The organism is Enterococcus pernyi (assembly GCF_045371165.1).
Taxonomy (GTDB): domain Bacteria; phylum Bacillota; class Bacilli; order Lactobacillales; family Enterococcaceae; genus Enterococcus_B; species Enterococcus_B pernyi.
The window spans coordinates 62523-76090 of sequence record NZ_JBIQDM010000011.1 but is presented as its reverse complement, the minus strand read 5'-3'; the positions used below and the strand labels follow the sequence as shown (position 1 = coordinate 76090).

Genomic DNA, 13568 nt, shown 5'->3' with positions numbered 1-13568 from the left:
TAGGCGAGTTAATCGTTAGGGATAACGATCTTCTACAAAACAAATGTATGAATTTTCCTATTTTCTTGATCCCTCAAAGTGAAAGTGGGATTTTGCCTTTTGTACGGAATTGAAAATCATTGACACAATCGGTATAATAAGAACAATTATTTAATCCTAAGCTATAAAAAAATGCTTTCTCACGACAAAAAATATCTGTTTTGATTATGAATAGAAAGGGGGATGTTTCCCATGCCAAAAGAAGAAATATTAACAGGGCCTGACGTCATTAAGATGGTTAGCCAATACATGGGACCTGAACATGTCGCTTTTGTGCAAAAAGCATGTGACTACGCGACCACTGCACATGAGGGACAATTTCGTAAATCAGGAGAACCTTATATCATCCATCCGATCCAAGTTGCAGGGATTCTTGCAGATCTACGAATGGACCCCCATACGGTTGCCACTGGTTTTTTACATGATGTGGTAGAAGATACAGAAGTAACCTTAGAAGATTTAAGAGAAGCCTTCGGGAACGACGTGGCAATGTTGGTGGACGGAGTGACGAAGTTAGGGAAAATCAAATACAAATCCCACGAAGAACAACTAGCGGAAAATCACCGCAAAATGTTATTAGCTATGGCTCAAGATTTACGTGTAATCATGGTGAAGTTAGCCGATCGTTTACATAACATGCGTACGTTAAAGCATTTGCGGGAAGATAAACAACGACGCATTGCGCAAGAAACATTGGAAATATACGCACCGCTTGCTCATCGTTTAGGGATCAGTCGAATCAAATGGGAATTAGAGGATACGGCGCTGCGTTATCTCAATCCAAAGCAATATTATCGAATCGTTCACTTGATGCAAACAAAACGAGAAGAACGTGAAAATTATGTCAGTGGCACAGTGGAGGATATCCGTTTAGCAACGGAAGAATTGGGGATTTTTGCAGAGATCTATGGTCGCCCGAAACACATCTATTCGATTTACCGTAAGATGAAAGACCAAAAGAAGCAATTCAATGAAATCTATGATCTACTGGCAATCCGAGTGATCGTGGATTCGATCAAAGATTGTTATGCAGTACTAGGAGCGATCCATACGAAATGGAAACCTATGCCAGGTAGATTCAAAGATTATATCGCGATGCCTAAAGCGAATATGTATCAATCGTTGCATACGACTGTTATCGGACCAGCTGGCAACCCTGTCGAGATTCAGATCCGTACCCAAGAAATGCACGAAATCGCTGAGTTTGGGGTAGCTGCTCACTGGGCATATAAAGAAGGAAAAGGCGACAAAGTTGAACCCGATGGGATGACAAAACAGTTAAGTTGGTTCCATGAGATCATCGAATTGCAAGATGAAAGTTACGATGCTTCTGAATTCATGGAGGGTGTGAAAGGCGATATCTTTAGTGATAAAGTCTATGTGTTCACTCCTAAAGGCGATGTGACTGAACTTCCTAAAGGATCAGGACCGTTAGACTTTGCTTATAGCATCCATACAGATATCGGGAACAAAACGACTGGTGCCAAAATCAATGGGAAAATGGTCCAATTAGATTACAAATTGAAGAATGGTGATATCATCGAGATTCTGACTTCGCCAAATTCATTTGGACCAAGTCGTGATTGGCTGAAATTAGTAGCCACAAGTAAAGCGAGAAATAAAATCAAGCGTTTCTTCAAAGGGCAAGATCGAGACGAAAATGTGACGAAGGGCCATGAAGCTTTAGTGAAGTGTATTATGGATCTTGGTTTTGTACCAAAGGAGATTCTTTCAAAAAATAAATTACACGACGCATTAGAACGCTTGAATTTTCAAACAGAAGAAGATATGTATGCTGCGATTGGTTATGGCGAAGTAAGTCCATTGACGATGGCTAATCGCTTGACTGAAAAAGAGCGGAAAGAACAAAAAATCGAGCAACAAAAACAAGAAGCAGAAGAGTTGATGAATCAACCTAAAAAAGAGCCTGAAAAAATGAAGGTTCGTCATGAAGGTGGCGTCGTCATCCAAGGTGTTGAAAACTTGTTGATCCGGATCAGCCGTTGTTGCAATCCTGTACCAGGGGATGACATCGTGGGCTATATCACCAAAGGACGTGGTATCTCGATCCATCGCAAAGACTGTCCGAATGTCCAATCGGATAAACCAAACGTGGAAGAACGGTTGATTGACGTTGAATGGGAAGACACTTCAAATACGAACAAAGAGTATGATGCTGATTTAGAGATCTATGGCTATAATCGTTCGGGCATGTTAAATGACGTCTTGCAGACTGTGAATGCGATGACTAAAAATCTAAACAGTGTCGAAGCACGAACGAATAAAGACAAAATGGCGACGATCCATTTGACAGTAGGGATACGTAACTTGTCACACTTGAAAAGTATTGTCGATAAAATCAAGACTGTACCGGATGTATATAGCGTACGCCGGATGAATGGCTAGGAGGTAGTACCTTGCGCGCAGTGATCCAACGAGTGAGTCAAGCAGCTGTGTCGATCAACGAACGAGAAGTGGGGCGTATCGATCATGGCTTGTTGATTTTGCTAGGTGTTCATGATACAGATACGCAAAAAGACGTCGATTATTTGATCAAAAAAATTGCCCAGATGCGTATCTTTGAAGATGAACAAGGAAAAATGAATTTAAGTATTGAAGATGTCAAAGGAGCGCTGTTGAGTATTTCTCAATTCACTCTTTTTGCAGACACAAAAAAAGGCAATCGACCAAGTTTTATCGCAGCAGCACGTCCGGAAACAGCGATTCCTTTATATGAAGCATTTAACGAAGGGCTAAGACAACGAGGAATCACAGTTGAAACAGGAGAATTTGGTGCAGATATGGCGGTTTCTCTTGTGAATGATGGCCCAGTGACGATCATTATTGATTCTCAAAATAAATGATAAATGAATAAAAAAGATCAGTCTGATTTTGATGAAGTTTCTCAAAATCAGACTTTTTTTATTCTCCCTCATTTTGGCAGCCATTTTTATTTTTTGTTCGTTAGTATTACTGAGATGAGAGAAATCAGACAACGATAGACGAGATACTTTCCCACCGCTATGATAATGGCTTTGATTACTGGGCAATACCAGACAAAAAATTGATCAAAGAAGCCCCTTTCACTACTTTAGAATGCCATTATATCTTTTAGTTGCAAGTAAAATATTCCTTTAGAAGCTATAATTTATTTTATGATGTCTATGTTTTGTCTTTTTACAAACATGCTAGAAAAGACGTGCGGTTCAAAGAGGCATTTCACGAGTTGACTACAAAGCTAGACGAAGGAATGAGGCGAATGACAGAGTCACAGAACGTTATAATGAAATCTTATTAGTGATGAGGAAGCCTTTTATTCGAGGTTAGGCAGCTCAAGAGAAATAAATGGTATGGCTTTGTCTCAAACACTTCTTTTGTCAGTTTTATTGTACAAGGAGTATCCTAATAATATCTAAAGTTATTTATTAGGAGGAGCAAAAAATATGCAAGAAATTCCCGTGGTCGATATCAAAATGACCGAAATCAAAAAATACTATAAAGAGGGCTACAAAATGCTTGGAAAGCTAAGAGAAGAAGCCCAATCACCTGTTGTGAAAGCAAAGATATTCAATAAGGAAGCTGTGATCATCTATGGAGAAGAGGCAGCGAAACATTTTTATGATCCAAGAAATTTCAAACGAGAAGGCGCAATGCCTAAAATGGTCCAAAAAACATTATTTGGAAAGGACGGTGTGCAGTCTTTAGATGGCGCGGAGCATCATCACCGTAAAGCAATTTTTATGGATTTGATGACACCAGAGCGAATGGATGACTATCATCAAATATTGGATCGAGTATTGGCACATGAATTGGAACAACAACATGGTACTTTTGAGTTATTTGACCTGAGTAAAAAAGTACTTTTTACCGCCATCTGTGAATGGTCAGGAATCAACTTAGCGGATTATTCAGAAGAAGAGATCAACCAACTGGCAGATTATCAGATCTCTATGATCAGTGGGACAGTCACTTCGCCACTCGATCATTTTAAAGGTGTAGAAAATCGGAAAAAATCAGAAAAATGGGCACAAGAGTTGTTGGAAGAAGCACGAGAAAATCCAGTAGCCGGAAAAGAAAATGTAGCGCTTTATGCTTTTGCGAATGCGACTGACCTTAAAGGTAATCTTTTGCCTTTGGATATTGCGTCGGTAGAATTATTGAATATCATTCGGCCGACCGTGGCATTGACCGTATGGGCGGCGTTGATGGGGCATGCTCTTTTCAGCCGACCAGATCTCTATCAACAACTAAAAAACGATTTTAAGGAACTGCAAGATCCTTTTATTCAGGAGATGCGTCGGTATTACCCATTTTTCCCAATGTTACCCGCCTTTGCTTTGCAAGATGTAGAAGTAGATGGCTATCGCATCCCTAAAGACAGTTGGGTGATCTTAGATTTGTATGGAACAAATCATGATGAACGGACAGTGGATTCACCAGAGGCATTTTTGATCAAACGGTATATTGGTAAAACGAAAAAAATCTCTTATGAAGAAGAGTATGAGATGATTGCACAAGGTGGCGGTGACTTCCGAAAAATGCACCGATGCGCAGGTGAATGGATCACGTTGCATAGTTTACGCGTTTTTTCCGATCAATTAGTGAATCGTTTTACCTTTTCTGTGCCAGAACAAGACTGGACGATTCCATTCAATCAATTTCCGACTTATCCAAATAGTCGAGGATTGTTATATAAAGAGTAACGTGGGGGCAATACAGTATTTTATTGACAGTTGTATACATTTGTATTACGATATAGATATGTAATACAAATGTATACAGGAGGTGTCAAGGTATGAGTAATATTACGTTTCGTGTATCAGACGAAGAAAAAGCATTTATGTTAGCAATGGCTGATTTGAATGGAATGACCGTTTCAGAATTGGCAAGGACAACTTTATTAGAAACGCTAGAAGATCAGATTGATATGGATATCTATAATAAAGCGATGAAAGATCATAAGAGTCTTGATGAAAGTATCTCGCATGAAGAAATGAAAAGAGAACTAGGATTATGAGGAAGCAATATCTTGTCCGTTATGAAAAAGGTGCACAAAAAGCATTGAAAAAAATGGATAAATTTCAAGCTTCTTTGATACTATCATGGATAGAAAAAAATCTTATCAATACAGATAACCCCAGACAATATGGTAAAGGGTTAGTAGCGAATAGGAGTGGCGAATGGCGTTATAGAGTGGGGAATTATCGGATCATTGCAGATATAGATGATGAAGTGATAACGATTTTGATCGTACAAATTGGTCATCGAAATGACATCTATAAATAGTGTTTTATGTATAGATTTGATTAATTTGAATGGAAGTTATTCAACCAAAAATTAACTTCTTTCAACCAATTTTAGCCCTATTCAAATAGTCGAGGCTTACTGTATCATTTATAAAAAAACAGCTACATCATTTTCTTGATGTGGCTGTTTTTGAGTATTATTTAAACTCTCGGAATAACTGATCGATTGTTTGGGCATCTTCTAAAGATAAATGAATATCCAAAGCTTTGGCATTGTCTGCGACTTGTTCGGGTTTCTTTGCGCCAGGAATGACAAATGAAATCCGCGGGTGCGCGATATACCAAGCTAAGACTAATTGAGCAGTAGTTGCTTGGTACTTTTCAGCAAGCGGTTTGAGTTGATCGACCGCTGTGATGATTTGTTCATATCGTTCACCTTGAAAGTTTGGTTTGTTCTTTCTAGGATCATCTTCAGAAAAATGTTTTGGACTTTCTAGATCATACTTGCCAGTCAATAAACCTGAAGCAAGTGGGAAATAAGGCACAAAACCAATCTCGTTAGCTTCGAGGTAAGGGAATAATTCTTTTTCCGCTGTGCGATGGATCAAACTGAATTGATCTTGTACGATATCGACATAGCCGTCTTGGTTGGCTTCTTTCAATTGCTCTAAAGTGAAATTAGACACACCGATAGCACGGATCTTCCCTGCTTCTTTTAGTTCGTGTAAAGCGGCAACTGCTTCATTTTTAGGTGTTGCTTCATCTGGAAAATGGATATAAAAAATATCGATATAATCTGTTTGCAGACGTTCTAACGCTTCATCGACTGATTTCTTCAAAAATTCAGGAGAGTTATCAAATTTTTTCGGTTGATCTGGAAGATGTGCTGCTTTGGTGGCAATAATAATACGGGAACGATCATAAGCCGGTTCTTGCAAGACTTCTCCAATCAATTGTTCCGAACGACCTTCGCCATAAATATAAGCAGTATCAATAAGGTTCAAGCCATTATCTAAGGCAGCTCTGACGACTCCTTTTCCAGTTTCATCCGCTAATCCTGAAAAAAGATTGTGCCCTCCGACGGCATTTGCACCTAAGCCGATTGCTTCGGCATATACTTGAGAATGACCAATTTTTACTTCTGACATTTTTTTACCTCCTTTTTTATTTAGTCTAAATCAAAAAGAAAAAAAGCTAAATCAAAATGACTTTGAAAAAGAAATCAATAAGAATCTACTTGACTTTGCGCTGTGTTTTTAGTAGGTTATAATTAATATCTAAATATCGATGAAAGAGCGAGTAAGTAACTAAATGCTTTATAAGAGAGGATCGTCGTGGCTGAGAGCGATCTAAAACAAGTAGTTTCTGAAAGACACTCTGGAGATGGACGCGTGCAAAGCCGTCCCGTAAACGAGCGTTAATCGTGAGAGGAAAGAGCAATCTTTCAAATATAGGTGGTACCGTGTATGAAATAATCATTCACCCTTGTTCATGGCGAACAAGGGTGTTTTTTGTTTGCATTGATTACATAGCGTGAAGAAAAGGAGAGAAAAAGATGAGCTTCCAAAGACCAAAAGGAACAAATGATATTTTACCTGGAGAATCTGAAAAATGGCAATTTGTTGAAGAAACTGCCCGTTTATTATTTAAAGATTATCAATATAATGAGATCCGCACGCCGATTTTTGAGCATTATGAAGTGATTGCTCGTAGTGTAGGGGATACGACTGATATCGTTTCAAAAGAAATGTATGATTTTTATGACAAAGGCGAGCGTCATGTTACGCTTCGTCCAGAAGGAACTGCACCAATCGTTCGTTCATTTGTTGAGAATAAATTATTTGGACCAGAATATACAAAACCTTACAAAACATTTTATATGGGACCAATGTTTCGTTATGAGCGCCCGCAAAAAGGTCGTTTACGTCAATTCCATCAAATCGGTGTCGAAGCATTTGGCTCAGACAATCCTGCGACGGATGTTGAAAGCATGGTGATGGCATTAGACTTCTTCAAACAATTAGGAATCAGTCAAATCCGTTTAGTGATCAACTCTTTAGGCGATCAAGAAACGCGACAAGCGTATCGTCAAGCGTTGATCGATTACCTTGTACCGTTTGAAGCAGAATTAAGCGAAGATTCACAACGTCGTTTACATGAAAATCCATTGCGTGTATTGGATAGTAAAGACAAACGTGATCAAAAATTCGTAGCAGAAGCGCCTTCAATCTTAGATTATTTAAGTGAAACAGCAAAAGCACATTTTGATACAGTGATTGCCATGTTGGATGCGTTAGATGTACCTTATGAAATCGACAGCAATATGGTTCGTGGGTTAGATTATTATACGCATACGATTTTTGAAGTGATGAGTGACGCACCTAAAATGGGCGCACAAGCAACGATTTGTGCGGGTGGCCGTTATGACAACTTGGTCGAAGAACTAGGCGGACCAGCGACACCAGGATTTGGTTTTGCGATGGGGATCGAACGTATTTTATTAACGATGGAGGCAGAAGAAGTAGCTGTCCCTGTAATGAATACATTAGATGCCTATGTGGTGGCACTAGGCGAAGAAACAAATATCGAAGCGTTGAAAATCGTTCAAGCAATCCGTGATTTTGGTTTTTCCGCAGATCGTGATTTTATGGGACGTAAAGCCAAAGCACAATTTAAGACAGCAGACAAAGCCGATGCGAAGTTGGTCTTGGTGATTGGTGCGGATGAACTAGCAAATCAAACGATCAACGTCAAATCAATGGCTAATCGTACAGAGAAAAGCTTTGCACTAGAAGATATTTATGAACACTTTGATAAAGTCTATGATGAAATGACATTATCTACTGAACAGGAGGAAAAATGATGGCACAACGAACAGTTTACTGTGGACTGGTTTCAGAAAAGCAGTTAGGACAAACAGTTACATTAAAAGGTTGGGTACAAAAAAGACGTGACTTAGGTGGTGTGATCTTTATCGATTTACGTGATCGTGAAGGGATCGTTCAACTTGTCTTTAATCCAGAAATCAATAAAGAAGCATGGGAAATCGCAGATAAATGCCGTAGTGAATATGTCATTGAAGTGACAGGTACAGTAAAAAATCGGGATGAATTGGCAATCAATCCTAAAATGGCAACGGGTGAATTTGAGATCATCGCGGATGAAATCATTATCTTGAATCAAGCCAAAACACCACCTTTCTTGATTGAGGATGAACAAACGATCAGTGATGAGATTCGTTTGAAGTATCGTTATCTTGATTTACGTCGTCCAAAAATGACGAACAATATCAAATTGCGCAACGACACAACGAAAGCAATCCGTCAGTACTTGGATGACCATGATTTCTTGGATATTGAAACACCTTATTTGGGCAAATCAACACCAGAAGGCGCGAGAGATTACTTAGTACCTTCTCGTATCCATGCAGGGCATTTCTATGCTTTACCACAGTCACCACAGTTGTTCAAACAATTATTGATGAATGCTGGATTTGATCGTTACTATCAAATCGTTCGTTGTTTCCGTGATGAAGATTTACGTGGCGACCGTCAACCAGAATTTACACAAGTCGATATTGAAACGACTTTCTTGACCGCTGAAGAAATCCAAACCTATACAGAAGGATTGATTGCTAAAGTGATGAAAGAGGTGCGTGGTATCGAAGTCACTTTACCATTCCCTCGTATGTCATATGATGAAGCAATGAGCCGTTATGGAAGTGACAAACCTGATACACGTTTTGACATGGAATTGATCGACTTGAGCACGGTTGTGAAAGACGTTGAATTTAAAGTCTTCCAAATGGCACTTGAAAATGGCGGAGTGGTCAAAGCGCTGAATGCGAAAAATGCAGCAAGCAAGTATTCACGTAAAGATTTAGATAATCTTGGACAATATGCCACTCAGTTTGGCGCAAAAGGACTAGCTTGGTTAAAAGTAGAAGAAGATGGCTTGAAAGGGCCTATTGCGAAATTTATGGGCGAGGCATCTGAAGCATTGATCCAAGCAACAAACGCTGAAGTTGGAGATATTTTATTGTTTGGTGCAGACAAAGAAGAAATCGTTGCAGCCACTCTTGGAGCGATTCGTTCTCGCTTAGGAAAAGAATTAGACTTGATCGACGAATCAAAATTCAATTTCTTATGGGTGACAGAATGGCCACAATTTGAATATTCAGCAGAAGAAGGCCGCTATGTTTCCGCGCATCATCCGTTTACGATGCCTAAAGCATCCGATGTCGAGTTATTGGAAACTGATCCGGCAAAAGTCTACGCAGAAGCGTATGACATCGTCTTGAACGGCTATGAATTAGGTGGGGGATCGTTACGTATCCATACAAGAGAATTACAAGAAAAAGTATTAAAAACACTAGGCTTTTCTGAAGAAGAAATGGAAGAGCAATTTGGTTTCTTATTAAGTGCATTAGACTATGGCTTCCCACCACATGGAGGAATTGCCTTGGGACTTGATCGCTTTGTGATGTTGCTTGCAGGTGAAGAAAACATTCGTGAAGTGATTGCTTTCCCTAAAAATGGTAAAGCAGCTGATGTCATGAGTGATGCGCCAAGTACTGTTTCTGATCTTCAATTATTTGAATTGAACATCGATGTTACAGATGTTGAATAACAAATAAGAAAGAGAAGTTATTTTCATAGGAATACCAAGGTTGTGAAGGAGTCACTGATAAGTCGCGATTGATTCGTGCTAGTGACACTGGAGCAACCTTTTTTTCTCTTATATTGGAATTTCCAATCTTTTTTTCAAAGAAGTCTCTTGATTATATTCTAAAAGATCATATAATAAGGGCATACCAGATAAAGCGAGGCTTTTTTCATGAAAAAAACTTTCGAAAATTGGGCGTATCATGATTATACGACCAAACTTTCGGTGTCGATCGTCTATGCTCTGATTGCTTCAGTTGCATTGAACTTTTTTTATCAACCAGGAAACATCTATTCAAGTGGGATAACCGGTCTTGCACAAATCTTAACGACCCTTTCTAAATCAGTGATTGGTTTTGAAATCCCTGTTTCAACCACATTATATTTATTGAATATCCCGTTATTTTTTTTAGCTTGGTTTAAACTTGGAAAGAAATTTACGATTTTTACATTTATCACTGTGACATTAACCTCGCTTAGTATCCATCTTTTGCCACAAACGATTCTTTCGACTGATCCGATCATTTGTGCGATATTCGGTGGTGCCGTCAATGGGGTTGGTATTGGTTTAGCATTAAAAAATGGTTTGTCTTCTGGCGGATTAGATATCGTGAGTATTACGATCCGTAAAAAAACAGGTCGATCCATCGGTTCGATTTCCATTTATTTCAATGCACTGATTGTTTTCGTAGCGGGCTTGCTCTTCGGCTGGCAGTATATGTTTTATAGTGCTTTGTCGATTTTTGTGAGTGGTAAAGTGACGGATGTCGTCTATACGAAACAAAAAAAGATGCAAGTCATGATCGTGACTAAACATCCTGAAGCAGTGATCGAAGCCATCCAAAAATGTATGCGTCGTGGGATCACGATCATCAATGAAGCAGAAGGTGCGTACAAGCACGATAAACAAACAGTCTTAATGACGATCGTTACTCGCTATGAGCTTCCTTTGTTACGTGAAGCAATGAAATCTTCTGACCCGCAAGCATTTGTCAGTATTGCGGAAAATGTTCAAATTCTCGGACGTTTTTATGAAGATGGGATTTAGATTTTAGTAAACTAGTTAGATAAAACACAGTGGATAACTGAATGGTTATCGCTGTGTTTTTTTGATCTTCTTGTCGCTAGAATACCAGAAATGATTGTTGCGATTAAGGAATTGAAAATAATCATTTATGCTATCGATATTTCAACAGACAAAAGGCGTCTTCTTTCATAAGATTTATGAAGTATGATCATATGAAGCACTTACCTGATCTTAGATAGCCACAATGCAATTCAAATTGGATTAGTAGAATTGGCTAGTGATGATGTAGGCCTAACGACGATTGGTAATTTCCTTGACTATGTACCTGTTCAAGACGGGTTAGAAAAAATTCCTCCTAGCTTGGTTGCTAAACATATGCAAGAAGATATCTTAAAACAAGTGACAATAATTGATTGATACAAAAATGATAAATGAGTGCAATAACATAACCAAAGAACTACAAAAAGATAAGATATTGAACGAAACCGAAGTTTACGATTTTACAATTAGAAAATCAAAAAGCGAACTTCCTTTATTGAAGTCTTTAAATTTTATGATCAACCATTTGACTACCTACAAGCTTAAAAAATAAAGATATTTTAGAGCATGCTGACTTTGTAAAATACTTTGTTAAAATGCAAATTGACATATTAAACAAAGAGCTGAATCCCGTTTCTGGGGAGCAACGAGCAGAATATAATTTTCACAGAAAAATAGAAGATTCACTCAAATAGGATCTACTTCTTATTGATGAGCCTGAGTCTTCTTTTGATAATATGTTTTTAAACAACAGAATAAATACTGTCCTACAAGATATTTCTAAACGTATTCCTGTTTTTGTCTCAACACATAATAATAGAATCGGCGCATCTAACGACAGTTCCGTTAGCAATCTGTCTGTGCAATTGAATTGTCTTGAAGCCGGCGAACGAACCTCCAAAACAAGGAGAGATACTTATTAAATACTTGGAAATTGATCAAATCATTAAAGAGGATATCTTCGAATTAATTTCTCTAGCCTTTTAATCAAAAGCCGGTACTACATTTGAAAGGGATGGATTTTCAGAGGAAATGCTACAACCTGGAGTTCATAAAATTGAAATGGCAACACTTATTTTGAAAAAAGTTAAAAAGTGTAGTTTTTTTCTCTTACTTCGGTAGCCACTTGTAGAATAATGACACTAAAACTATCAGTGGCAACACTAAAATTTGTATTTTCAGTTATGGTATAATAATTGTGCTGTCTGCTACCCCGGCCTATTCTGGCAAGGGGAGGAGGTTATAGCTATGAAGTTTCTTCTTGATTTTACTTTTGCAATCATAGCAGAGGTAGCTGCACACTACTTCTGTCAATGGCTTGATTGTAAAATTGCCAAAAAAGACAGTAAGCCTACCCGTTAATTCGTATAGAAACGTAAAAGAAAACCACTAGCCTGCACGCTAGTGGTTTTTGATTATAGCTATGAGAATTCTTCTTTGTAGCTAAATTATATCATAAATAATATTAATTTCAATGAATAACTAGCCTTTCATATTAATTGGAAACCAAAAAAATGTGATTCGATCTGCTAATATGAATAGTGCATAAACAAACTACTATGCAATCTAGTTTATTTTTCATTTTAACATTGCTGATTCTCCCACCCCACTTATTTTAAATATACAATTAAACACAAAGTATTTTTATTCGTGTGCTGCGATTAGGAATGCAGAATGTCATAAGAATTATTATTAAAAAAATTTCTGGCGTTTTTCGTAACTTTGAAGAAGACGACATGGGAAATAACAAGTTGAAATTATAGATATTGACTAGTATTACATAATAGGATGTGCTCACTTTAAAAATAATTTAAGAGAATTTTTATTTTCGTTGAAGCTATAGTTTGCAACTTTACAGTACGCCCAGTACGTATTATTATATAATAGTCAAGAGGTATGTGCAATGCCCATGACAATCAGAGAAGCAGAAAAGCTACTGAAAGATGCTGGCTTTGTTGAAGTGAAAGGTGGGAAGGGCTCACATAGGAAATTCACTAAAAAGGATCATCCTAGACCTGTTATCCTTACTAGCCATTCAAAAGAGTTATCTAGAAGAGTAGAAGATTCTGTTCGAAAAGCAGTGGGCATTTAAGCCCGCTGTGCTGTTACGAAAGAAGGGGAGATGAATGAAAAAAGTTTATCCAGCTATTTTTGAAAAGGATCCTGTTGGATATGGAATTTATTTTCCTGATATCGAAGGAGCAGTGACACAATCAAAAGATATTATCGAGGGGTTAGAAGTTGCATCGGATGCTTTAGGGATCATGCTCGGTGATTTAGTTGAGAATAATAAACCTTTGCCAAAGCCAACTAATATCAATGATCTTTCGATTGATTCTGAGCGTGAATTTGCTACTTTGATTTCTGTGGATCTAAATGATTACTTAAAAGATGTCCAACTAGATAAAAAGACAATAAAAATTCCTCATTGGTTAAATGTGCGCGCAACAAATGAAGGGATAAATTTTTCAAAAACAATGTCTGAAGCTTTGGTTCAAAAATTAAATATATGATACGAAAGAGAACGATCATCTGTCTGCTAAAGGACAGGTG

Annotated in this window: 12 protein-coding genes and 1 other annotated feature; of the genes, 11 read left to right on the top strand and 1 reads right to left on the bottom strand. The window is 38.0% G+C overall.

From position 1 onward, the window contains the following. The first annotated feature begins 231 nt into the window (after positions 1-231). From ACH0AK_RS12165 to ACH0AK_RS12145, 5 genes are all read left to right on the top strand, one after another. Positions 232-2445, top strand: a complete 2214-nt coding sequence (locus ACH0AK_RS12165; protein WP_153830539.1) for a RelA/SpoT family protein — start codon at positions 232-234, stop codon at positions 2443-2445. Positions 2446-2456: 11 nt separating this feature from the next. Continuing rightward, positions 2457-2903, top strand: coding sequence for a D-aminoacyl-tRNA deacylase (dtd, locus tag ACH0AK_RS12160; RefSeq protein WP_010734223.1), 447 nt, complete (start codon positions 2457-2459; stop codon positions 2901-2903). A 579-nt stretch (positions 2904-3482) separates the two neighbouring features. After that, the gene (locus ACH0AK_RS12155) at positions 3483-4742 is read left to right on the top strand and encodes a cytochrome P450 (RefSeq protein WP_499796933.1); all 1260 of its coding nucleotides are present in this window, start codon (positions 3483-3485) and stop codon (positions 4740-4742) included. Positions 4743-4834: 92 nt separating this feature from the next. Beyond that, positions 4835-5056, top strand: a complete 222-nt coding sequence (gene relB, locus ACH0AK_RS12150) for a type II toxin-antitoxin system RelB family antitoxin (protein ID WP_010734225.1) — start codon at positions 4835-4837, stop codon at positions 5054-5056. Beyond that, the gene (locus tag ACH0AK_RS12145) at positions 5053-5325 is read left to right on the top strand and encodes a type II toxin-antitoxin system RelE family toxin (protein ID WP_010734226.1); all 273 of its coding nucleotides are present in this window, start codon (positions 5053-5055) and stop codon (positions 5323-5325) included. Before relB ends, ACH0AK_RS12145 begins: the two co-directional genes overlap by 4 nt. Positions 5326-5482: 157 nt before the next feature. Here the strand turns inward: ACH0AK_RS12145 and ACH0AK_RS12140 are convergent, their stop codons facing one another. Then, the gene (locus ACH0AK_RS12140) at positions 5483-6433 is read right to left on the bottom strand and encodes an aldo/keto reductase (protein WP_137072868.1); all 951 of its coding nucleotides are present in this window, start codon (positions 6431-6433) and stop codon (positions 5483-5485) included. A gap of 130 nt (positions 6434-6563) precedes the next feature. Beyond that, positions 6564-6775: a binding site (T-box leader), on the top strand. A gap of 65 nt (positions 6776-6840) precedes the next feature. Here ACH0AK_RS12140 and hisS point away from each other — a divergent pair. The 6 genes from hisS to ACH0AK_RS12110 all read left to right on the top strand — a co-directional run bounded on the left by hisS (position 6841) and on the right by ACH0AK_RS12110 (position 13528). Further along, positions 6841-8148 carry a histidine--tRNA ligase gene (gene hisS, locus ACH0AK_RS12135; protein WP_023520426.1) on the top strand — a complete coding sequence of 436 codons (1308 nt, stop codon included), beginning with the start codon at positions 6841-6843 and terminating at the stop codon, positions 8146-8148. Then, a complete protein-coding gene (aspS, locus tag ACH0AK_RS12130; protein WP_499796932.1) occupies positions 8148-9914 on the top strand; it encodes an aspartate--tRNA ligase in 1767 nt (588 codons plus the stop codon). The genes hisS and aspS overlap by 1 nt, the downstream gene beginning before the upstream one ends. Before the next feature lie 207 nt (positions 9915-10121). After that, positions 10122-10997: a YitT family protein gene (locus ACH0AK_RS12125; RefSeq protein ID WP_010734230.1), complete on the top strand. Its 876-nt coding sequence runs from the start codon at positions 10122-10124 to the stop codon at positions 10995-10997. Positions 10998-11246: 249 nt separating this feature from the next. After that, entirely contained in the window at positions 11247-11393 is a 147-nt protein-coding gene (locus tag ACH0AK_RS12120) for a hypothetical protein (RefSeq protein ID WP_155237725.1), read from the top strand. A 1525-nt stretch (positions 11394-12918) separates the two neighbouring features. Continuing rightward, a complete protein-coding gene (locus tag ACH0AK_RS12115; RefSeq protein WP_010734231.1) occupies positions 12919-13107 on the top strand; it encodes a type II toxin-antitoxin system HicA family toxin in 189 nt (62 codons plus the stop codon). Between the two features lie 34 nt (positions 13108-13141). After that, a complete protein-coding gene (locus ACH0AK_RS12110) occupies positions 13142-13528 on the top strand; it encodes a type II toxin-antitoxin system HicB family antitoxin (protein ID WP_010734232.1) in 387 nt (128 codons plus the stop codon). Positions 13529-13568 lie beyond the last annotated feature (40 nt).

Excerpts from the sequence above, each read along its gene's own strand:
- ACH0AK_RS12165 (WP_153830539.1), top strand. The coding sequence starts at position 232 with ATGCCAAAAGAAGAAATATTAACAGGGCCTGACGTCATTAAGATGGTT.
- ACH0AK_RS12155 (WP_499796933.1), top strand. The coding sequence starts at position 3,483 with ATGCAAGAAATTCCCGTGGTCGATATCAAAATGACCGAAATCAAAAAA.
- relB (WP_010734225.1), top strand. The coding sequence starts at position 4,835 with ATGAGTAATATTACGTTTCGTGTATCAGACGAAGAAAAAGCATTTATG.
- ACH0AK_RS12145 (WP_010734226.1), top strand. The coding sequence starts at position 5,053 with ATGAGGAAGCAATATCTTGTCCGTTATGAAAAAGGTGCACAAAAAGCA.
- ACH0AK_RS12140 (WP_137072868.1), bottom strand. The coding sequence starts at position 6,433 with ATGTCAGAAGTAAAAATTGGTCATTCTCAAGTATATGCCGAAGCAATC.
- hisS (WP_023520426.1), top strand. The coding sequence starts at position 6,841 with ATGAGCTTCCAAAGACCAAAAGGAACAAATGATATTTTACCTGGAGAA.
- aspS (WP_499796932.1), top strand. The coding sequence starts at position 8,148 with ATGGCACAACGAACAGTTTACTGTGGACTGGTTTCAGAAAAGCAGTTA.
- ACH0AK_RS12125 (WP_010734230.1), top strand. The coding sequence starts at position 10,122 with ATGAAAAAAACTTTCGAAAATTGGGCGTATCATGATTATACGACCAAA.
- ACH0AK_RS12115 (WP_010734231.1), top strand. The coding sequence starts at position 12,919 with ATGCCCATGACAATCAGAGAAGCAGAAAAGCTACTGAAAGATGCTGGC.
- ACH0AK_RS12110 (WP_010734232.1), top strand. The coding sequence starts at position 13,142 with ATGAAAAAAGTTTATCCAGCTATTTTTGAAAAGGATCCTGTTGGATAT.